Genomic DNA, 21196 nt, shown 5'->3' with positions numbered 1-21196 from the left:
CCTTCACCTACGAAAGGGGATCCCATGGCCGGGATCGATGACATCCTGTCGCAGCTTCCCATCGGCGACATCGCGAAGAAGCTCGGCGTCGACGAGGGCACCGCGGCTCAGGCGGTGAAGGAGGGCGGCGCGACGATCATCGGCGGCCTCCACCGCAATGCGGAGAGCGCGGACGGCGCGGCGGCGATCGAGAAGGCGCTGGAGAACCACGGCGGCCAGATCGACGTCGACAACGTTGACACCGCAGACGGACAGAAGATCCTGACGCACATCTTCGGCAATGACACCGACGCCGTCGCCAGCCAGCTGTCCTCGAACGAGAAGACCGCCGGCATCGACTTCAGCAAACTGCTGCCGATCCTCGCGCCGATCGTGATGGGCATGCTCTCCAAGGGCACCTCGAACGCGAAGGAGACCTCCTCGGGCGGTCTCGGCGACGTGCTCGGCGGACTTCTGGGCGGCCTGACCGGCAACCAGTCCGGCAACGCGCAGTCCTCCGGCGGCGGAATCGACATCGGGTCGATCCTCGGTGGCCTCGGCGGGCTCTTCGGCAAGAAGTAACACCACAGCCCCATCCATGACGGCGGTGCACTCCCGGTGAGTGCGCCGCCGTCATGCGTTGCCCCGGCTGTCGGATGCCGCCACGCCTCTGGTGCGGGTCGCCGGCATCGGTCAGGATGACCCCCAGGACACCGGGGAGGTCCGAGATGAGCGATTTCGATGAGAACACGACATCGAGCACGCCGAGTCGCCGACGAGCCGCGATTCCGATCGGCGTGTACATCCTGATCGGCGTACTCCTGATCGCGGGGATCATCCTGCTGTTCGTCGGTATGGCCATGGGCGACGACGGTGGCTGGGTGCGCGTGGCCGGGTCGGCCGGTATCGCCATCGGCGCCCTGGCCAACCTGTGGGCGATCCTCGCGGGCAAGAGGGCGATGAAGCGGTGAGCGACGCTCGGCCGACGTGACGTGGCGTGGCCCGTCGACGCGACGCGCCGCGCCTGCGGGTGGCATCCGCCGACGGTCGGGCGCACAATGACCCTGACGCGTCCGCCACGCGGCACGTGACGAGGGAGTCGCGATGGGTTTCCTGCTTGAGATTCTGGTTCTGGTGACGATGCTGGTCCTCGGCTTCGTCGCCGCGTCGGCCGTACTGTCGTTCGTGCGCTCACGGGCGGCGCTCGGGCCGCACGCCCCCGCCACGCACCGCGCTGCGGCTCTGATGATCGTCTGCGGAATCGTGCTGGCGATCTCGTTCGCGGTGTCGGCGGTGATCCTCGGCGGCTGACTCAGCGCGCCGTGAACACGACTCTCGCGCCCGTGCGCACCGCCGTGCAGGCGGGCAGGTCGATCGGCCCCTGGCCGGACCAGTCCATGACGAGGCGCGCGACCTCCAGCGTCTGCACCCGGGTGAGCGACACCCCGAACTCGCTCGCGACGATGTGGCGGATGATCCGGTGCCGGAGGGCTGCCGGGTTCGCCGCGAGTGCCGGGACGGAAACCGAGATGCCCGCCTCGGCGTGCTCGACGATGTCCTCGATGGTCTCGTCGATCATCTCGGCGAAGGCGTCGTTGTCCTCCCGCAGCTGCTCGGCGGTGCGCGCAAGAGCCTCGGCGACCCCCGGTCCGAGCTCCGCTTCGAGAACCGGCAGGACCGTGTTCCGGACCCGCACGCGCGCGTAGCGCGCATGGTCGTTGTGCGGATCGTGCCACGGTTCCAGCCCCTGCGCGGCGCAGGCGGCGACCGTCGTGGCCCGGGCGACCGACAGCAGCGGGCGCACGCGGCGTCCGGAGACGGGCGCCATGCCCTGCAGCGATCCGGCGCCGGACCCGCGCGCGAGCCCGAGCAGCACGGTCTCGGCCTGATCATCGCGCGTGTGCGCGAGCAGGATCGCGGCCGCGCCGAGGTCATCGGCGGCGGCGTCCAGCGCCGCGTACCGCGCGACCCGGGCCGCGGCCTCCGGGCCAACCGTCGGGGCGCCGTCCACGATCACCCGGACGACTCGCGCCTCCAGCCCGAGCGATCGCGCCTGCTCGGCCGCGCGCTCGGCGACCTCGGCCGAGCCCTCCTGCATGGCGTGGTCGACGACGACGGCGCGGGCGGAGACGTCCGCCGCGCCCACCTCGAACGCGACGGCGGCCGTGAGCGCGAGGGAGTCCGCGCCCCCGGACAGCGCCACGATGACCGTTCGCCCGGCGAACGGGACGAGGGCTGCGCGAACGGCGCGACGGATCTCGGCGACGGCGGGGTCCAGGCTCGGCATGAGCACCACGCTACGGGACCGGAACGAGCGGTCGCTCACAGCACGACGGGACGGGTCCATGACCCGTCCCGTCGTGGGCGCCGACGAAGGGCTTCGGCACCCGGAGCGGCCGCGCGCGGCCGCTCCGATCACTGCGGGTACTGCTCCAGCGTCACCGCCTTCACGCCCTCGGGAGTGACGTCCCCGACACCGTTGATGATCGAGGAGATCGTCCCGCTCGTGATCGCGACGGTCACCATGTGCCGGAAGCTGATCCCCGGTCCGGTCGGCGTCTCGAACGCGTTCGAGAGGTCCGGAGTGAACGTCTGCGCCCCGAAGTTCGGACCGAAGTACACCGCGTAGCTGCCGAGCGCGACCGCCTGATGGTGCTTGACCGAGTCGGCGACCTTGTACGCCGCCCACCCGTTCTTCTTGCCGTCCATCCACGCGCGCTGCGTCGGAGCATCGTACGGCGTCTCGTTCTGGTAGAAGAAGGTCCGCCCGTCCTCCCCGTTCCACAGCGTCTGGTACTGCTGGTAGTGCTCGACGAACAGGCCGTACATCGTGACGCGGGCGCCGTTGACGACCAGACCGTTGCGACCGGTGGTGTTCTTCCAGTCCGGGTAGAACCCGTCGGGAGCGTTGTGCCCGTGGTCCGCGCGCCAGACCCAGAGGTGGTCGCCGATCACATCACTGCTGTTCACGACGATGCTCTGCGTGGCGTGGGCCTCCCAGTTCCCACCGACCCGAATGAACAGGTCATGCAGCGACGTCGGGTTCTCCGCGTGCGACTTCTTGGACTTCTTCGGCCCGATCTGCACCAGGACATCGGAGTTCTTCGCCCCCGCGTCCACGATGAGGCCGGCGATCTTGACGCCGTCGACATCCGCCACCTCGATGGCGGCGTCGCCCTTCACCGGCTGCAGCGTCGCCAGGCCGAGGCCCAGGACGACCGTGTCGGCGCGGGTGATCTCGAGCTGACGATCGAGCTTGTAGACGCCCGGGGTGATGATCAGGTTCTTGCCCGCTTTGAGCTGCTTGTTGATCGCCTTCGCGGTGTCGCCGGGCTGGGTGATGTAGAACGCGTCCAATCCCAGAGACTCGCCTGCGGGCGTTCCGGACGCCCACGACGTGCCCACGCTGTCCGAGCGCAGCGCCGGGACGAACACCTTGAACTCGCCGCCGTCCAGGTAGACGAACGGCTTCTCACGCACGACCGGCGTCTTCTCCACGACGGTGTACTTGGTCTCGTCGAACACACCCTCCTCCGGCGCGCCGGTGGTGCCCTGGAAGGTCAGGTTCCAGTTGGTGCCGGTCCATCCGCCGATCTCGGAGTTGCGGGTGTAGTACTGCTGCTGGGTGCAGGAATCGACCGTGCCGGTCACGACGGAGTCTGCCAGGAGCCCGCCCGAGGCCCAGCCGCATCGCGCGCCGCTGCCGTTGGGCTGCGCGAGGATGAGGTCTCCGTCGACCTGCATCCGCCGGAACGGCGCCGCCTGCGATGCCGCCCACATCTCCTGGCCGTCGGTGGGCTTGACGGAGAGGTTCTCCGCACCGCGCCAGAAGTTCTGCGTGGAGTTGTAGAGGTTCGACCCGGTGCCGTCCCACCACGACGCGTCCGTGCGCACATGCCCGTTGATCGTGACGTCGGTGGGGAGGAGCCCCGCGCCGAGGATCTGCGTGTTGAAGCCCACCCGGACATCGGCGGTGTAGCTGCCCGGCGTGAAGATCACGGCATCCCGTCGGGGACCGAACTGGCTGGTCTGCTGGTCGGCGAAGATGGCGTCCACCTTCTGCTGCAGGTCCGGCGTCGACCAGGTGCGGTCGATCACGGTGACGTTCGGTCCGAACGGATTGGCGATCTTCCAGGGATCTTCGTCGACGTTCGGCACGAGCCGGAAGCGCTGGCCGTCCGTGCCGGAGCACGCGGCCACGGCGAGCCGCGCACCGTCGCTCGGCGAATCATCGACGACCGCGAGGCACGTGCCATCGTCGGCCGCGGTGTGGAACTCGAACACGTCCGCGGACGTCGAGACCGGGCGCCACTGCTGCGCGGCGACGGCCGCGGTCGCGGCCAGCTGGACCGTCCCGTCGTCCATGGCCGCGATCGAGACCCCGGGCGTGCTGTTCATGATCAGGGACACCAGGCCATCGCCCGCGTCGCGGACGTCCCAGGTCTGCGCCCCCGAGCCGGCGTAGCACTGCCATTGCTGCAGCGGAGTGCCCACCGTGGTGCCCGCGTCGGCGGCGTCGATGCAGCGCCCGCTGAGGCGGTTCAGGATCGAGGTCGGACCGAGGGCGACGGCGTTCTGGCCGGACGACCCGGTCTCGGTCGGATCCGTCGTCTCCGTCACCGAGGGCTCCGTCGCGGACGGCTCCGGCGTCGCAGTCGCGGACGGCTCTGCTGTCGCGGACACGGACGGCTCCGGCGTGGGCGGGGCGTCCGGTTCCTCGGCTTGCGCCGCCGTACCGGCGATGACGGTGCCGGCGAGGACCGCGATCACCACGGCGGTCGCACCGAGGCGTCGTCGCCCGGGCGGGCGGACCGCCGCAGCGGGAGTCGGACGGGAAGACCTGGGCATGTTCGTCACTCCTTCGTGACCGGATGCGGGGCATCACAGCGGGTTCGCGCCTCAGCGAGCACCCTCGTGGTGCCGCGTCATCGGCTCCGGACTCCGGTCGGGCGGACCGTCGGTGTCCGATTCCTCAGACACTAACCAGTCAGTAAGTAGATGCGGCGGGTATGAGGTATTCCTCATGCCGGATGGCCCGATCGGCCGGCAGCCCCGTGTCTGCCCCGGCCGCGAACCTCTATGCTGTCCCGGTGAGTGAGAGTCAGACGCCGCCCACCGTGATGGAGATCGGACAGTCCGCAGAAAGGTTCAAAGCCTTCGTCGATGCGGTCGTCGCGATCGCGATGACGCTGCTGATCCTGCCGCTGATGGAGAGCGTCGCGGAAGCGCGTCACCTCTCCACCGCCGAGTACCTGAATGACCATGCCGGCCAGATCATCTCGTTCCTGCTCAGCTTCTCCCTGATCGCGACCTTCTGGCTCATGCACCATCGCGTCTACAACGGCGTCGAGCGGATCACATCCCGACTGATGGTGATCAATCTCGCGTGGCTGCTCACGATCGTGTGGCTCCCGGTCGCGACGGCGATGCTGGGGCAGATGAGCACCGACCGCCTGCAGGTCGTGCTCTACGTGGGTTCCCTCGTCCTCACCAGCGCACTGATGCTGGCGATGCGCGTGTATCTCCTGCGGCACCCCGAGATGCGGGCGGCCGCTGATGACGCGGTCGTCATGGGCATCTCGATCGATCTCGCCATGATCACCTGCTTCGGCATCACCTTCATCGCCAGTCTGATCTGGCCCGGTCCCGGGTACTACGTCTTCTTCATCTGCATGTTGACCGGGTTCCTGGCTCGTGGGTACCGCCGACTGCTGGAACGTCGCGTGACGACGGCGCACGTGGCGCCGGAACCCTCCGAGTAGGCTTATCGCATTCCTCCGTCCTGACTTTCAAGGAGCACACGCATGGGCGCTTACACCGCCACCATCGAGATCCCGCGCGGCAGCCGCGTGAAGTACGAGGTCGACCACGGCACCGGACGCGTCTTCCTCGACCGCGTGCTGTACACGGTGTTCGGCTACCCGGCCGACTACGGTTTCTTCGACAACACCCTCGGCGAGGACGGCGACCCGCTCGATGTCCTCCTGCTGCTGGATCAGCAGCTGTTCCCGGGTGTGGCCGCCGAGGTCCGGCCGGTCGCCGTGCTGAAGATGAGCGACGAGGCCGGCGGTGACGACAAGGTCGTCGCCGTGCTCGCGAAGGATCCGCGCTGGTCCCACATCCAGGATGTGGACGACATCGCGGAGTACACGAAGAAGGAGATCGCGCACTTCTTCGAGCACTACAAGGACCTCGAGCCCAACAAGTGGGTCAAGGTCGACGAGTGGGCCGGTGCCGCCGAGGCCGAGCGCCTGGTGACCGAGGCGTTCGCGCGCTTCGAGGAGCACGAGGGTTCCACCAAGTCGCAGGGTGAGGGCGAGATGCCCTCGACCCGCTGAGCCGCAGCGCTTCCGGAACGGCCGTCCCTCGGGGCGGCCGTTCCGCGTTTCCGGGTCGGGAACGACGAAACCCCCGGACCCGCGCGAGCGGTTCCGGGGGTCTCGTGCGTCCGATCAGACGGAGATGCCGTACTGGGCCATGAACGGGACCGGGTTGACGGTGCTGCCGTTGACGTAGACCTCGAAGTGGACGTGGCAACCGAACGAGTTGCCGGTGTCACCTTCCAGGGCGATCATCTGCCCGGCATTGACCCACTGTCCCGAGCCGACGAGCAGTCCGCCGTACTGGATGTGGCCGTAGCCGGTGCCGACGCCGTCACCGTTGTCGATGCGGATGTAGTTGCCGTATCCGCCGTTGTAGCCGGAGTAGGTCACGGTTCCGGAGTGGGCGGCATAGATGCCGTTGCCGCAACCGGAAGCCAGGTCGACGCCCTCGTGGAATCCGGAGGCGCAGTAGCCGTTGCCGCACTGCGAGTAGCGCGGGCCGTAGCCGGAGGTCTCCCAGCCGGAGCTCGGACGGACCCAACCGCCGTTGCCACCACTCCCGCCGGTGCCGCCACCGCCACCGCCGCCGCTTTCGTTGCCGCCGCCGCCGGAGCCACCGCCACCGTTGTTGTTGTTGTTCTCCTGGTTGCGGCGGTTCTCTTCGTCCTGCTCGCGGGCCCGGCGCCCGGCCTCTTCCCGCCCGCGCCGCTTGCGCGCCTCTTCTTCCTTGCGTGCGCCCCCGCCGCCCCTCTGATAGTCCTTGTCCCCCCTAAAGCGGGACGCCCCCCTTGGGGAATCGGGGGGGGAAGTAGCCTATGCCACCTGGGAAATGCGCGGGGCCGTAGCCGGGGGCCCCCCCGCCGGGGCCGGGCCCGCCCCCACCCCCCGTTCCCCCCCCCCCCACCGGTGCCGCCCCCGCCACCGCCGCCGCTTTCGTTGCCGCCGCCGCCGGAGCCACCGCCACCGTTGTTGTTGTTGTTCTCCTGGTTGCGGCGGTTCTCTTCGTCCTGCTCGCGGGCACGGCGCTCGGCCTCTTCACGCTCGCGCTGCTTGCGCGCCTCTTCTTCCTTGCGTGCGACCTCGACGCCGATCTGATAGTCCTTGACCACCTTGGTGGTGGTGTCCTTGAGGGCTGCCAGCTGGGCTTCAAGGGTGATCTTGTTCGACTCCTGCTCGGCAAGGGCGGCCTCGGCCGCCGCGGCGGCCGCCTGGGCCTCCTGCAGCTTGCGCTCGGCTTCCTGCTTGAGCTTGTCCCGCTCGGTGCGCTGCACGGCGGCCTGCTCGCTGAGCGAGGCGGCGTTGTTGCGGGCGGTGACGGCGGTGTCGTAGACCGCCTTGTTGTGCGAGAGGAGCAGGTCCATCTGTCCCAGCTGGGACAGGATCTGGTCGGCGTCCTTCGCGGAGTCGGAGAAGAACAGCTGCAGGGCGGTGTCGTCGCCTCCGCTGCGGTAGAGCTGCGCGGCGACTTCGCCGGCCTTCTTCGCGGCGGCATCGGCGGCCTTGGTCTGGTCGTCAGCCTGCTTCTGGAGCTGGTCGGCGCGGTCCGCGGCGACCAGGTAGGCCTGGTTCGCCTCGTAGTACGCGTCGCCGGCGGCGACGGCCGCGGCCTGGGTGACCTGGACGTTCGTCGCCAGCGAGGCGATGAGTCCTTCGATCCGGGAGATCTCGGCCGCCTTGGACGACTCGTTGTCCTTCGCCTTCTGCACGTCGTCCCAGCTGGGGTACGACGCGGCGTAGGTCGGTGCCGACTGCTGCGGGGCCACGACGATGCCGACCAGGGCGATCGCAATGGCGGCGGTGCTGAGAATCAGGCGGCGGGAGAGGGATGTTGCGGAGCGGGTGGCCGTCGCAGATCGGTGCGTACGGTCGACTCGCACGGGGCGCAGAGGTGCGCTTCCGAGCTTGGGCACGATGAAATCCTCCAGACTGCGGGGCCAGTCACTCGTAACACAGTAACAACATCAGTCACATTTGCAACGGGTAGGAGCAGACTTCTGCGGCTCATCTTCCACCCGCGATCGGCGATTTTCGCGCCGCCGCGCCGCGCAACACGGCCGGGCGGGCGGCCGATTAGGATTTTGAAGAAGTTTCCGCTTATGCTTGATCGTCGGCAGGTGCGGGGCTTCGGAACCGCTCTCGGCCCCATCGTTTAGTGGCCTAGGACGCCGCCCTTTCACGGCGGTAGCACGGGTTCGAATCCCGTTGGGGTCACACCTATAATTGAATACATCATGGCCCTGTAGCGCAGTTGGTTAGCGTGCCGCCCTGTCACGGCGGAGGTCGCGGGTTCAAGTCCCGTCAGGGTCGCTCCAAGCGACGGGCCCTTTCTCTGAGAGGGCCTTTCGTGTCGGACGCGGCATCATGATGCCGCGCGGCTCTGTAGCTCAGTTGGTAGAGCGTTCGACTGAAAATCGAAAGGTCACCGGATCGATGCCGGTCGGAGCCACACGGACCGTCGTTACAACGGTCCCAGAAACCCTCGCCTAGCTTCTACATGGCGGGGGTTTTGCTTTGCCGCATGATTCCGCGGGTTTTGAGCTGTTGCGCTACCCGCGGATCATCCCTTCGCACCAGCTGGCGAGGCCTCATCATTGATGGGGCTTTGCTGGTCGGCCAACGACCGCTCCTGGAAATTGTGCCGGTTTTGTGCCGGCTGTCCCCATCGATAGCCTGGCCGAATGCTCGCCGATCCCAGACTCAATGACAATGACGAGTCCCGGTCCGCGAAGAACTTGTCGTCGAGCTTGCTCGATCTGTGCGCAGCAGCGATCGCGTCTCTCCCCAGCGAGAAGACCATTGGATTCTCCCCCGAGTCTGCATCCATCCGCGTCTTTGCGGCAGCAGATGAACGCGGCGGCGGCCAACACGTCATCGAGGCGGCACGACTGGCGGAACGTGCGTTGCTCAGCGCTTGCGACCACGCTCGAGCGTTTGCCCTCTTGATACGCGCCGAGAAGAGGCCCTCCACCGCACTCATCACCGTTGCGCGCGGCGCACTTGAAGCAGCTGGACGTTCTCGTTGGCTCACCAGCTCTCTGGACATTGACGCGTATCTGCACAGAATTCTGTCGATGCTGCGTGCCGATCTCCGGCATGACGTCGACGTACCCGACGCACTCGAATCCCGCACAACTGGCCAGTTGGTCGACGCGGCCGAAAGACGGAGCTTCTACGCAGCAGAGCTGAACCGTATGGGACTCCCAGCTGCGACCAGGCCAAACCTATCTGCGATGGTGCGAGACCTCGTAGCGGAGACGTCGGGGCTGTTCGATGAGAAACGGCTCTACTCGATCTACTCCGGTATTGCGCACGGCCAGCTCGGGGCTCTAAATGCCTTCGTGATCTCGTCAGGAGGCCTGTCGGCACCACGACTTGAAGCGCCCCTCCCTGTAGTCACGGCGGCGACCTATCAGCTCATTGGCGCAATCAGACTCGCCAGCGACCAGTACATTACGTGGCTCTCTGGCCCTGACGCCGCCCGACCGCACCTGGTTGCCGCCGTCGAGCGCGTCGCGATGAACACCCGCGCTTTGCCCACGGTCGCATTTGCCAGCGACGTCGCCGATTGACCGTGCTCGGCATCGCGGTTGCGGCGTCAGCGCGGCGCCGCCTCGACGACTTCTAGGATCCACTCGACGTTCGCCGTCGTAAGTTCACACATACCGCGCACGGACACATCAATCGATGTGTCCCACGCCTCAACCACCGCTGGCCCATACATGGGACTGGTGCAGGTTGTGGTGACAGGTGTGGCTAAGCCGCGAGGGCCGTAGTGGTGTTGAGTTTGGCTTCGTATTCGATGGGCGTCAACCCGCCGAGGCGGTCTTGGGGTCGGCGGTGGTGGTAGGTCCGCTCGATCCAGGTCACGATCGCGATGCGCAGGTCAGCTCGGGTGGCCCAGGGTTGCCGGTTCAGGACGTTCTTCTGCAGCAGCGCCCAGAAGCTCTCCATCGCGGCATTGTCACCCGCTGACGCGACTCTGCCCATCGATCCGACCCGGCTGTGCCGGGCGAGGGCGTGCCCCATCTTCCGCGACCGGAACTACGATCCACGATCCGCGTGCAGGATGCACCCAGCGACGTCACCGCGCCGCCGAACAGCACTGGCGAGAGCATCGACGGCCAATCGTGACGTCATCGTGTCGCTGATCGAATACCCCACGATCCGGTTCGAGAAGACGTCTTTGATCGCGCAGCAGTAAAGCTTCCCTTCACTCGCCCAGTGCTCGGTGACGCCCGTGAGCCAGACCCGGTTGGGAGCGTCGGAAACGAACTGTCGCTTCATGAAGTCATCGAAAACCGGCGGCCCGGCCGGCGCCCTTTCCCGCGCCGCCGCAGCCGCTGCACCTCGGAAGAGATCCCCGCCGCATGACACAGCGCCCACGCGGTGCGGCGACTCATCCGCACCCCGGCACGGCGGGCCTGGTGATGCAGGAACCGGTACTCGAACTCGGGATCCTCCCGATGTGCGTCAACGAGCGCATCGATGCGCCGGGCACGGACCATCTCCGCGTCCGCGACCGGGGAGCGAAGCCACAGGTAGTACGGCTGGCGAGCGAGCTTCAATACCCGGCACGACACCGACACCGGGACCCCGGTCTCAGCGAGTTCGCGAACGAGCGGGTACATCATTTTGGGGAGCCCCCAGGCGTAGATTCGCCTGCGACAGATACGCCGCTGCCTTCCGGATCACCTCGTTCTCTTGCTCCAGCAGACGGTTCCGGCACCGCAACTCCCCAACCTCCGCGGCCTCTTCGCGCGTCTGCCCGGGCTTTCGCCCGTCCTCGACATCGGCTTGCTTCAGCCAGTTCGTGAGCGTGCCCTCCGAGATCCCGAAATCCTTCGCGATCATCTTCAACGACACCCCATCCTCACGGGCACGAGCGACCGCGACAACATCGTCACGGAACTCCTTCGAAACGGTCCAGGCATGATCACATCTCCCAGAGGCAGATTGCCTCAAAGGTCAGTTGTCACCAGAACCTGCACCAGTCCCCTGCTGATCGCGACTTGGGCGTCTCGATGCCCATCGCAGCAACCAACCCGGAAGCTAGTCTTCGAATATGTCCAGAGGGGCCGCGCCCGACAAGTCGTTCTGGATATCTTCATCGTCGTCCCACGGCCACGTCGGGTTACCGTACCTACGGTAGAAGAGAAAAGAGCGGTCGACCAGCTGCACGCGCTTTCCAGCACGATGGTACGTGAGCACGGGCGGCGAGATATCAATCTTCACCTGAAGCCGATCGATTCGCTCGAGAGCTTGCGTGAGATCACTCAGGCGAATTCCGTCACTCCCAATGTTTGCGAGAAGGGTGCGGGCGTCGACACCTTGACCGACCAGGCTTGCGTCGTCGCTCGCTGTGATCGCTCGGAGAAGGTGCAGATAGACGACGAGGCCCTCTGACATCCGCCGCATCCCACCCACGAAGTTAGATGCGAACGTGTCGAATCTCCCTGACATCTGGTCCGCGACAGCAGCCCGAGCCACAGTCAACTTGTCGCTAACGTCTACTAGGGTCCACGCGGGAAGTTCGTCTACCTTCTCAAGCTTGAGCAAGCTGAGAGCGAGTCGATGCACTAGGCCAACGTTCCCATAAGCATCGGCGACAATCGCGTCCACAAGAGCGTTCGTAAACTTGATCTCAAGCGCAGTCGCCCCACGACGAAGCACCGTCCGCAACTCGTCATCCTCCCACTTCAGATGAATGTCGTCCACTCGGCCGTCGAGATCACCATTGAAGTACGTGAGGAGGTGGCTTTGGGCCCACACACCGATGATCACCGCATGGCAACCGTACTCGCCGAGTGCTTTCATCCAAGACGCAAATATCCGCTGCTCAGGCTCGGGCAGGTAGTGAAAGTCCTCGAGCACGAGCTGCTTGCTCGAAGCGTTGATGCTCGCGGCAACCCAGTGCAAGTTAGCTACTGTCTGACCCAGAACTTTTTCTTGTTCCTCGAACCCCCGCTCGCCGGTGAGGCCCACCTCGATGCCGAGCTCAGCGGACGCCTTGGCCAAGAAGGGCAATCCCGCCTTACCAGTCGCCGTTGCGGATACATCGATATGCCCGCCGAGGTTTCCCGTCTCAGTGCGAGACAACGTGGCGCGCACGCCGAGTTGGCTCAACGCCTCTTCGAGAACCGATGCCGCGGTCGACGTTATCGTGCACTGAACGACGACCGCCTCACTTGGATCGAGCGACCGCTTGCGAAGCCATGTCTTCCCCTGCTTCGAACCACCATGCACGCTCACATGTCGGTTCGCCGCCAAGCTGTCGCGAAACTTCTCGTCAAGGGCGCCGCGGTCGACATAAGCCGGAGTCGAACTACCCACGCCGATCCCGAACACCTCAACGAGCTTCTTCTTAGTCACGCGATCTCCAGTCCTTCAGCAGCTTGCCCCACGGTATCGGACGCATCCACTGCATGCACGCGAGATACGCGAGCATCCGTGCCGGTTCTGTGCCGATAGCTCCGCTGAAGCCACCCCAAACCAGCCGAGACCAACCAAGACGAACCCTCGCCTAGCTTCTACATGGCGGGGGTTTTGCTTTGCCCTGGTGCGAGTCGGTTTCCCCGTCCGCGCGCACCTCACCCCGATCGCCGCCCCACCTGCCGGCGAAGGCCGGGCGGAGCTCGGGAACTCGTGCTTCCCCACCGGGGTTCGGGCCTCTAGGCTCAGGCATGTCGCGCTCTGGGGCGCGCGGACGGAACCGATGCCGCAATGGGGAGGCACGATGTCGATGCGCTTCTGGCGCCGAGGCGAACGCCGCGCCACCGACCCGGCGTTGCATCGGGTGATCCCCTCGCTCGACGGCATCCGGGCGCTCGCCGTCATCTTCGTCATCTGGGGCCACGGCGCGGCCACGCTGCCGCAGACGCCGGTTGTCGAACAGCTGCGTGCCTTCCTTCCGGGCGGATATTTCGGCGTGCAGGTGTTCTTCGTCCTGTCGGGATTCCTCATCACGACCCTTCTGCTGCGCGAACAGTCCAAGAACGGACGCATCTCCCTCGGCGGCTTCTACCGGCGCCGCGCGTATCGAATCTTGCCGGCCCTCTTCCTCTTCCTTCTCATCGTCACCGTGCTGGCTCTCACGGGCGTGATCAACGGCGTCGGCCCGCGCGACATCATCTCCCCCGCACTCTTCCTGCGCGACTACTGGCCTCTCGACGGCGCCTGGTGGACGGGACACCTCTGGTCACTCAGCGTCGAAGAGCAGTTCTACATCCTGTGGCCACTGCTCGTGCTGCTCCTGCCGCGGCGCGTGGCCGTGCGCGTGCTCATCGTGGGCATCGTGCTGTCGCCGTTCATCCGGATCGGCACGTACCTCCTGCCGTTCGTTCCCGACGCCGCCGTCACGTTCATGTTCCACACGCGCGCGGATGCGCTGATGATCGGCTGCCTCCTCGCCTTCAGCGTCGGCACGGAGCGATTCGAACGCTTCGCGGCGTGGGTGTTCGACCACCACCTGCAGTGGTGGGTCGTGGTCTGGCTGCCCGTGTCATGGATCATGACGTCCAAGCTGCAAGGCGTCTGGCTGTACACCGTCGGCTATCTCGGCGACGCGCTCGCGATCGCGACCGTCATGCTGTGGATGATGCGGCGCCCGCAGTCGCCGTTCGGCCGGTTGCTGAACACGCGCGTGATGGTGCACATCGGGCTGATCTCGTACAGCCTGTACCTCTACCAACAGCTGTTCCAGACGACGCACAACACCACCTGGTTCGGCGGACTCACGATCGGTGGACTGCTGGCGATGTTTCTCGCCGCCGAACTGTCCTACCAGCTCGTCGAGAAGAGCTTCCTGCGGCTCCGCGTGCGACGCGAACGTCGCGCGACAGCACGACGGGAATCGGCGGACGCGCCCAACTGATCGCCCGTGCGCTGGTTCGCGCCCCCGGGAACCGTGGCCCAGGATCTCCATCGCCGGCTCCGGGCCCCCGTCCACCTGCGTTGCCACCGCCGTCCCGGACAGTCCTAGAGGGCCGAATCGATACCGGAGTCGAGGGCGCCGCGGAGCTCGGTGAAGTGGCGCTCGGCGCCGGCCTCCTGGTACGTCGAGGTGTCCGCCATCGTGTAGCCGTGCGGGGCGTCGGGATAGATGACCGAGGTAAAGGTGACGCCGGAGGCGGTCAGCGCCGCGTTGAAGGCGGCCACCTGTTCCGGCGTGGCCGAGCGGTCGTTGTCCGCGAAGCCGGCCACCACCCGCGCCGCGACGTCAGGTGCGACGAGGTGGGGGCTGTCCGCACCGTCCACGACGATGCCACCCGCGTGGAACATCCCCGTCACGGCGACCTCGGCCGGATAGGTCGCGGCGAACCGCAGCGAGAGACGTCCGCCCATGCAGTAGCCGGTCACCCCGATCGCGCTGTCCGCGGCGGAGTGTTCGCGCAGCGCAGCATGCCAGACCGGAAAGTCGGCGGCCACCTGGGCCGGTGTGAGTGCGGCCACACGCTTCATCGCGCCGGGCATGAAGGCCTCCCGGTTTCCCGGCGCGCGGAGGTCCGTCCGCGGCGCGAGCTCGGCGGCGGTCCCGTCTCGCCAGAAGACGTTCGGGGCGAGCACGGTGTACCCCCAGGACGCGATGCGATCGGCCATCCGCTCGATCTGCGGACGCAGGCCGATCGCGTCGATGAACAGCAGCACGCCCGGACGGTCCGGCGAACCGACCAGATACGCCTCGGCCTCACCACCGTCCGTGGTGAGGGTCAGGTATCGGCCGGAGGCGGGGTGTGTCATCGAAGGTCCTTTGGTCTGGATGCGCATCACCGTATCGGAATGGCGGAAGGAGGGAGTCAGCATTCCCCATCGCCGCGCGGTCGCCGCCTTCGGCGCTCAGCCGCCGTTCGCCGCGCGGCCAGTACGGACATCAGATGCCCAGGCCTCGGCCTCAATGAGGGTGCGCACAGCGTTCACGTTGCCCTCGAAGCGCGAGACCCATGGCGGCGAAGCGGGCGAGCCATGCCGATCCGGGCGCCGCAACTCGGTGAGGCGGCTCGCGTAGGGTTCGGTGATCTCGCCGCCCTCCATGAACTGGTCGTAGGCGGCGGCGTGCACGCTCGCGATGATGCGGTCGTACTGGATCTCGCGAGCTTCGGCGACCGACAGCGGCCACCATTCGATCTCCTCCAGGGCGGTGAGAAGCGCCGCCGGATCGGCGAAGGTTCGCGCCGGAGCGGGCGGCAGCGTCGCCGTCCGCCCGAACTCGACGAGCCAGCCATCGTCCCGCGTCGAAACGCGCGTGGGCAGCGTCCAGGGGCGGGGCGGTCGAGTGAAGATCCGGCCGCCGGGAAAATCCGTGTACCCACCGGGAATGCCGCCATCGACGGTCGTCGGGGGCCACACCCAGGTGACCGGCCGCTCCGCGGCCAGCTGCGGGTCGAGCGCACTCCACCCACGATCGATGAGCGTCGCGGTCACGTTCTCGCGGCCCCACTCCAGCATCGCCATGTAGGCGTTGAACTCATCCCCCGGCTCCACGCTCATCGCCCCAGTATGCGCGCGGCCACCGACACCCGGTCCCGGCCGCGCGACGCCCGGAGGAGAGCCCCGGCCCATCAACCGGACAGCGCGATCGTCCGCCGATGCGGACGCTCAGACCTCCGGTTCTGTGGCCGGAGCGGTCGGGAGGAAGCACGCGTCCGGGCCGCAGATGTCCAGGCTCGGGTCCGACGCGCCGAGGAACGTCAGACCCGCCAGCGGAGCGCGTTCGTCAAACACGCGCCACCGCGTCCTGCTCATTCCACGCCTGCTGCATCGCCTGCACGAGCACCTCCGGGGACTGCGCTCCCGAGACGCCGTACTTCCCGTCGATGACGAAGAACGGAACACCCTGCCCGCCGATCGCAAGGACCTCGGCGTGATCGGCCTCGACCTGCGCCTTGTACCGACGGTCGGTCAGCGCCGCACGGGCGGCGTCCTCGTCGAGCTCCAGACGTCGGGCGAAGACGAGGAGGTCGTCGACGCTCCAGATGTCCGCGCGCTCGGCGAAGTTGTCGTGGAACACCAGGTCCCAGGCCTCGTGGTGCTTGCCCTGATCGCTCGCCCAGGCGAGGAACTCGTGGGCCAGCGTCGAGTTGCCGACCGAGTTGCCGGTCACGTAGTACTCGTCGATCCCGTCGGCTGCAGCGAGGCCCTCGACGCGCGCGGCGGTGGCCGCGGCCTGCTCGGGCGAGTAGCCGCGGAACTGGGTCATGAACTCGCCGAACTCCCAGCTGCGGCCCTCCGGCATGTCCGGCAGCAGACGGAACGAGCGGTGCACCAGCTCGACGTCATCGCTGTGCTCGAACTGCTCCATCGCGCGGTTCATCCGGTCCGCGGCGATCCCGCACCAGACGCAGACCATGTCCGCCCACATCTCCACCTTCATGAGGCTTCCCTTCATTCGCTGTAAGTACAGATAAAGGGTGCAACTCCCGTGAATCGCGGGCTATTCCCCGCTCCCGATGTCCGACTGTTCACTGGTCGGGAGGCCCGCGAGCCAGGCATCGATCACCGAGAAAGGCAGGGGCGCGAACTCGGTGGCGTCCACGCCGACGTGGAACTCGTGGGACGCGTGCGGGCCGAACGTGCGGTCGTGCGTGTGGCCGTGGATGAGCGGAATGCCGGTGTCATCCGGGCGGTGGGTGCTGTGCCGTTCGACGCCCGTGCTGTCACCCGCGTACGGGTAGTGCGAGGCCAGCAGTGACCGCCCGCGCCGCGTACCCACGAGGATCTCCGGCAGGACGCTCCACCCGGCGTCCTCGTACATCGGACGGAACCGCTCGATGCCGCGCACGGTCTGCGTCGCCGGCGACACCCGGTCGTGGTTGCCCGGCACCAGGAACCGCCGCCCGTGCAGGTCCGCCGTACGCGCGACGCTGTCCGCGATCGGACCCAGGGCCAGATCTCCGAGGTGGAGCACGACATCGCCCGGAGCCACCACGGCGTTCCACCGGGCGATCATCTCCTCGTCCATCCCCTCGACGGATGCGAACGGCCGACCGGCGAGCTCGATGATGCGGGCGTGCCCGAAGTGGTGATCGCTCGTCACGAACGCCACGGAATCGAAGTCGAACGGCACCTCGGCAGTGGTCATCTCGTCCCCTCCATGCCTGCCGATCGTAGCGACGCGCGGCGATTCAGGGTCCACCCGACGCCACGTTCGGCCGATCGCGCGGCATTTCGGTGAACTCAGCTTCCTCTCAGGGTCGTGATAGCCTCGCCGCAACGACTGGGGGAGTCAGCATTGTCGAGTACGTCGGATGTCAGGCGCAATGCGCCGTCGACACAGCAGCAGATCCAAAATCTCCGCGACTGGACGGCCGCCAACGCTGAGCGTCTCGGCCCGACCGAGACCACGCGGGCGCGTTCCATGCTTCGAACCTACGCGCGCAGCCTCCGCCGGGGCGGGTCCATCTCTCTCGTGCGCACCCGCTCGCTCGTGCTGGTCGTGCTCGGCCTGATTCCCGTGGTTTTCGCGACCGTCCGACTCGCCGAGGCCTATCGGGACATTCCCGCCGCCACGCTGCTGAAGGCCGGCGCGGACCGCGCGACCGCGCTCAGCGCGGCCGCACCCTGGCTGATCCTGCCGGCTGCCGTGCTCTTCGTCGCGATCGCCCTCCTGTCCATCCGGTCGCACACGACGGTCCGCGTCCTCGCCGGCATCGCCGGCCTCCTCTGCGCCGCTGATCTCATGGTCATGACCGCGGTCATGTTCGGCAACGCCCTCGGGATCGATGCCGTGCCCTCCGTTCTCGCGTACGCGACGGCGCTGGTGGTCCTCATCGTGGCCTGGGCGATCGGAGCACGCCGATGAGCGCGGAACCGTTCGGCGCGACATTCCGCGACGATCTCGGTCGGCTGCTCGGCGCGGCCGACGCCGCGCACGCCGCCACGGAACACGGGGCGGGCGAGGCCCTCCAGTCCGCGAACGACACTCACACGGCCGCCATCCGCGGGCTGGACGAATACTTCGGGCGCAAGCGGTCGACCGGACAGGACGACATCGAGGACCGCGTGCGCTCCGCTCAGCGGACCCTCGATGACACAGCGGCGCAGATCCCCGGCGCGCTCGGGTCCCTCGACCCGGAGATCGTTCACGCTCCCCTTCCCGTACCGTCGGACGGACTGGTCGTCGGCAGCGTCGACGGGGTCCCGGTGCCGGTGCCGCTGGCCAGCCACGCCGGCCTCGTTCTGCGCGGCGACGCGGACGCGGCCAACGCATTCGTGGAAGCCGTCTTCGCGCGCATTCTCGCCACGGTCCCGCTGTCCTCGCTGCGGGTGTCCGTGTTCGACCCCTCACTGCGCGGCTTGCTCGGCGCGTTCTCCGAGCTGCGCAACCACACGCTCGGCGCGGCTTTCCCGGCGGCCTACACCGACGAATACCGCTTCCGACAGCGGCTCGAGGACATCACCGCGGACGTCCAGCGCGGTGCCGAACAGCTCAGCGCCCGCGGCCGAGGGTCCGTCCTGGACATCTGGCAGGACGCGACGCCGACACCCTCACTGCACGTCGTGGTGATCGATGACGTCCCCGGAACCATCAACGAGGAGACCTGGCGCGGCATCGATCGCATCACCGTGCGCGGGCCAGCCTGCGGTGTGATCGTGGTCCTGCTGCAGTCCGCACGCGCATCCGGCGCGGCGCTGTCCCCGAGCGGACGCGCCTCGGTCATCGCCTTCTCCTCCGCCGGGTCGGCCACCCTCGGCGAGGGGGACGCACAGCTTCTGCTCCAGCCGCTCGAACGGCCGAACCACGATGCGCTTCAACGGTTGCTGCGCGAGGTCATCGCGGGTGCCAGCGAAGCACGAGGCCCCGTCGTCGGCCCGGAAGCGCTGCTTCCACCCGATGGCACCGCATCGAGCGCGGACGGCGTCGAGGTCGTGATCGGCGAGCGCTCGGACGGCAAGCCGCTGACCATCGCCTTCCGGTCGCAGAACCCCCCGATCCCGAACGCACTGATCGGCGGCGCGACCGGACGCGGCAAATCGAATCTGCTGGCCGTCCTCATCTACGCCATCGCGGCGAAGTACCCGCCGAGCGAGATCGAGATGCTCCTGCTCGATTTCAAGGAGGGTCTGGAGTTCCGTCGATTCGCCGGCGAGGACGGTGCGTCGCGACTGCCGAACGCCCGCACGATCGCCCTGGAGAGCGACCGCGAATTCGGTGTCGCAACCTTGGAACACCTCGAGCGAACGCGTCAGGAGCGCAGTGCTCTGTTCAAAAGCGCGGGCGTGAACGACTACGACTCCTACCGTGCGCAGGGTCAGGAGCTGCCGCGCCTGATGCTGTTCATCGACGAGTTCGACGTGATGCTCAAGGGTGATGACGAGTTGGCCGCGCGCGCGGTTTCCCTGCTGGAGATGATCGTCCGCCGCGGACGAGCAGCTGGCATCCACCTGGTCCTGGCGACGCAGACGCTCAGCGGAATCCGCAGCCTCGCGACCAAGCTCGACGCGATCCTGTCCCAGATCCCGCTGCGAATCGGGTTGCAGAACACGGCCGCGGAGGCGCAGACCATCTTCGCGCCCGGCAACAAGGCGCCCTCCGAACTGCAGTTCCGCGGCCAGGTCGTCATCAACGACGCGATGGGCGAAGACCCCGGCAAGAACGTGTTCGGCATGTCCACCTTCGCCGACGTGAGCTTCACCGTCCGCCTGCAGGAGCGTCTCGCGCAGGATCATCCGCAGCACGAGACCCAGCGCACCTTCGTCGGCACGCAGCCCGAGCCGTGGCCTGACGACCTCCCGCCCGGGCGCCATGTGGCACTCGGTGCCGCGGTCGACACCGTCGGACGTCCGGTCCTCCACGAGTTCGGTGCCGATCCGATGCGATCGTTGGCGATCGTCGGCACCGACCAGGAGGTGCGCTCCGAGCTGACCCGCGCGACGGTGTACAGCGCCGTGACCGGCGGCGAATACCGCACCGTCGTGGTGATCGGCGATTCGCCGCTGCTGAGCTGGGCTGCTCGGCTGACGGACGGCCCGGTGGACGTCATCACCGTATCGCTCGCCGACGCCGCGGAGTGGATCGCGACCCACCCGGATCAGCTCCGGGCGGCGCAGACCCTCACCGTGGTCTCCGACCTCCAGCGCATCGGAGGCCTGTCCGAGCCGCGCGGCGAAGCGGACCCGAATGACTTCCTCAGCCAGCCGCCCACCGCGGCGGGCACGCTGCGAGACGCCGTGGTCGATCCGCGCTCGGCCGGAGACGTCGTGCTCACCAGTGCGAACTTCACGCCGATCGATCGCGCCATCGGCATGAGCCGTGACGGAGCCGACGGCATCGCCGCCTACGCGCTGGCATCAGTTCCCACCGCGGACCTGCGCCAACTGATCGGCTTCGAGGCGGAAGCCCCGCGCTCGTCACCGCGATTCCTGTACGTCAGGGCCGGTTATCCGGGTGCGCAGACGGCCGTGCCGTTCGACGCTCCGGCGGAAGGACGGACCGCATGACCATCGACTGGAACGCGGCGGCTCAGGCCGTCACCACGCTCGCGCAACGTCAGCATGACCAGGCGCGGCTCGACGCGAGCCTCGCCCAGGAACGGGCCGCACGCAGTGGCGAACACGGCTCACGGCTGAGTCAGGCGCAGGAGGAGCAGCACGCACGGCTGCAACGGGCGTCCGGGTTCCGTCGCGCCGTGCAGGACCTGGCGGCTCCCTACGACGTCGAGCCCTCGCCGTGGACGCAGGACCGTCTGCCCGCCGCCACGGACCTCGAGGGGAAACTGCGCCAACTGCGCGACGAGCGTCCGCACCTCGACGCGCTGAACGGTGCCGACCAGGTGCTCGAAGCGGCCCGTCAAGCGGCGTTGCCCGGTCGGATCCTCGGCTTCGTCTGGCTCGGCGTCACGGTGGTCGGCACCGCCGCGATCCTGGCCATCCCGTACCTGCTCGCCGGCAGCTGAGTCGAA

The 21196-nt window shown here is 67.5% G+C and carries 20 protein-coding genes, 3 tRNA genes and 1 pseudogene; 13 read left to right on the top strand and 11 right to left on the bottom strand.

Annotated features, from left to right (window positions below):
* The first annotated feature begins 24 nt into the window (after positions 1–24).
* The 3 genes from BN1193_RS17605 to BN1193_RS17595 all read left to right on the top strand — a co-directional run bounded on the left by BN1193_RS17605 (position 25) and on the right by BN1193_RS17595 (position 1290).
* Positions 25–561, top strand: a complete 537-nt coding sequence (locus BN1193_RS17605) for a DUF937 domain-containing protein (RefSeq protein WP_040168234.1) — start codon at positions 25–27, stop codon at positions 559–561.
* Positions 562–707: 146 nt separating this feature from the next.
* Positions 708–950: a hypothetical protein gene (locus BN1193_RS17600; protein ID WP_040168233.1), complete on the top strand. Its 243-nt coding sequence runs from the start codon at positions 708–710 to the stop codon at positions 948–950.
* Between the two features lie 133 nt (positions 951–1083).
* Positions 1084–1290 (top strand): hypothetical protein, encoded by a 207-nt coding sequence (locus tag BN1193_RS17595; RefSeq protein ID WP_040168232.1) that lies wholly within the window; start codon positions 1084–1086, stop codon positions 1288–1290.
* Between the two features lies 1 nt (position 1291).
* Here the strand turns inward: BN1193_RS17595 and tilS are convergent, their stop codons facing one another.
* Both tilS and BN1193_RS17585 read right to left on the bottom strand, forming a co-directional pair.
* Entirely contained in the window at positions 1292–2266 is a 975-nt protein-coding gene (tilS, locus tag BN1193_RS17590; RefSeq protein WP_040168578.1) for a tRNA lysidine(34) synthetase TilS, read from the bottom strand.
* Between the two features lie 128 nt (positions 2267–2394).
* A complete protein-coding gene (locus tag BN1193_RS17585) occupies positions 2395–4827 on the bottom strand; it encodes an RICIN domain-containing protein (protein ID WP_096788230.1) in 2433 nt (810 codons plus the stop codon).
* 242 nt (positions 4828–5069) lie between these two features.
* Here BN1193_RS17585 and BN1193_RS17580 point away from each other — a divergent pair, with 242 nt between their 5' ends.
* Both BN1193_RS17580 and BN1193_RS17575 read left to right on the top strand, forming a co-directional pair.
* Positions 5070–5741, top strand: a complete 672-nt coding sequence (locus BN1193_RS17580) for a TMEM175 family protein (RefSeq protein WP_230206546.1) — start codon at positions 5070–5072, stop codon at positions 5739–5741.
* A gap of 42 nt (positions 5742–5783) precedes the next feature.
* Positions 5784–6317, top strand: coding sequence for an inorganic diphosphatase (locus BN1193_RS17575; protein ID WP_040168231.1), 534 nt, complete (start codon positions 5784–5786; stop codon positions 6315–6317).
* Positions 6318–6431: 114 nt separating this feature from the next.
* Here the strand turns inward: BN1193_RS17575 and BN1193_RS18400 are convergent, their stop codons facing one another.
* Positions 6432–6716 (bottom strand): M23 family metallopeptidase, encoded by a 285-nt coding sequence (locus tag BN1193_RS18400; protein ID WP_230206570.1) that lies wholly within the window; start codon positions 6714–6716, stop codon positions 6432–6434.
* A complete protein-coding gene (locus tag BN1193_RS18395) occupies positions 6689–8212 on the bottom strand; it encodes a coiled-coil domain-containing protein (RefSeq protein ID WP_230206545.1) in 1524 nt (507 codons plus the stop codon). Before BN1193_RS18395 ends, BN1193_RS18400 begins: the two co-directional genes overlap by 28 nt.
* A gap of 228 nt (positions 8213–8440) precedes the next feature.
* Between BN1193_RS18395 and BN1193_RS17555 the strand changes: the two genes are divergently transcribed.
* The 4 genes from BN1193_RS17555 to BN1193_RS17540 all read left to right on the top strand — a co-directional run bounded on the left by BN1193_RS17555 (position 8441) and on the right by BN1193_RS17540 (position 9871).
* Positions 8441–8513 (top strand) — tRNA-Glu (locus BN1193_RS17555).
* Between the two features lie 22 nt (positions 8514–8535).
* A tRNA-Asp gene (locus BN1193_RS17550) sits at positions 8536–8609 on the top strand.
* A 66-nt stretch (positions 8610–8675) separates the two neighbouring features.
* Positions 8676–8748, top strand: a tRNA-Phe gene (locus tag BN1193_RS17545).
* Between the two features lie 232 nt (positions 8749–8980).
* On the top strand, positions 8981–9871 hold the full coding sequence (locus BN1193_RS17540; protein ID WP_040168229.1) for a hypothetical protein: 891 nt from the start codon (positions 8981–8983) through the stop codon (positions 9869–9871).
* A gap of 184 nt (positions 9872–10055) precedes the next feature.
* Here BN1193_RS17540 and BN1193_RS17535 read toward each other — a convergent pair.
* Together BN1193_RS17535 and BN1193_RS17530 are read right to left on the bottom strand one after the other, a co-directional pair.
* Positions 10056–11233: pseudogene (locus BN1193_RS17535) on the bottom strand (IS3 family transposase).
* A gap of 118 nt (positions 11234–11351) precedes the next feature.
* Positions 11352–12671 (bottom strand): hypothetical protein, encoded by a 1320-nt coding sequence (locus tag BN1193_RS17530; protein WP_040168227.1) that lies wholly within the window; start codon positions 12669–12671, stop codon positions 11352–11354.
* Between the two features lie 364 nt (positions 12672–13035).
* Between BN1193_RS17530 and BN1193_RS17525 the strand changes: the two genes are divergently transcribed.
* Positions 13036–14172: an acyltransferase family protein gene (locus tag BN1193_RS17525; protein WP_052460937.1), complete on the top strand. Its 1137-nt coding sequence runs from the start codon at positions 13036–13038 to the stop codon at positions 14170–14172.
* Between the two features lie 104 nt (positions 14173–14276).
* On the opposite strand, the gene BN1193_RS17520 is transcribed toward BN1193_RS17525, so the two are convergent.
* The 5 genes from BN1193_RS17520 to BN1193_RS17505 form a co-directional block, all read right to left on the bottom strand.
* Positions 14277–15038: a dienelactone hydrolase family protein gene (locus BN1193_RS17520; RefSeq protein WP_040168225.1), complete on the bottom strand. Its 762-nt coding sequence runs from the start codon at positions 15036–15038 to the stop codon at positions 14277–14279.
* A gap of 96 nt (positions 15039–15134) precedes the next feature.
* Positions 15135–15785 (bottom strand): hypothetical protein, encoded by a 651-nt coding sequence (locus BN1193_RS17515; protein ID WP_040168224.1) that lies wholly within the window; start codon positions 15783–15785, stop codon positions 15135–15137.
* 108 nt (positions 15786–15893) lie between these two features.
* Complete coding sequence (locus BN1193_RS18460; RefSeq protein WP_268259560.1) at positions 15894–16019, bottom strand: hypothetical protein; 126 nt, start codon at positions 16017–16019, stop codon at positions 15894–15896.
* Entirely contained in the window at positions 16012–16668 is a 657-nt protein-coding gene (locus BN1193_RS17510) for a DsbA family oxidoreductase (RefSeq protein WP_040168223.1), read from the bottom strand. Before BN1193_RS17510 ends, BN1193_RS18460 begins: the two co-directional genes overlap by 8 nt.
* A gap of 60 nt (positions 16669–16728) precedes the next feature.
* A complete protein-coding gene (locus tag BN1193_RS17505) occupies positions 16729–17376 on the bottom strand; it encodes a metallophosphoesterase (RefSeq protein WP_052460936.1) in 648 nt (215 codons plus the stop codon).
* 276 nt (positions 17377–17652) lie between these two features.
* On the opposite strand from BN1193_RS17505, the gene BN1193_RS17500 reads away from it, so the two are divergent.
* The 3 genes from BN1193_RS17500 to BN1193_RS17490 are packed head-to-tail and all read left to right on the top strand — an operon-like array spanning position 17653 to position 21190.
* Positions 17653–18096, top strand: coding sequence for a hypothetical protein (locus BN1193_RS17500; protein ID WP_040168222.1), 444 nt, complete (start codon positions 17653–17655; stop codon positions 18094–18096).
* Positions 18093–20735, top strand: coding sequence for an FtsK/SpoIIIE domain-containing protein (locus BN1193_RS17495; protein WP_040168221.1), 2643 nt, complete (start codon positions 18093–18095; stop codon positions 20733–20735). The genes BN1193_RS17500 and BN1193_RS17495 overlap by 4 nt, the downstream gene beginning before the upstream one ends.
* Positions 20732–21190, top strand: coding sequence for a hypothetical protein (locus BN1193_RS17490; protein WP_040168219.1), 459 nt, complete (start codon positions 20732–20734; stop codon positions 21188–21190). The genes BN1193_RS17495 and BN1193_RS17490 overlap by 4 nt, the downstream gene beginning before the upstream one ends.
* Positions 21191–21196: the final 6 nt, after the last annotated feature.

This window comes from Microbacterium gorillae (assembly GCF_000826185.2).
GTDB classification, from domain to species: domain Bacteria; phylum Actinomycetota; class Actinomycetes; order Actinomycetales; family Microbacteriaceae; genus Microbacterium; species Microbacterium gorillae.
This window is presented reverse-complemented; position numbering and strand designations above follow the sequence as displayed.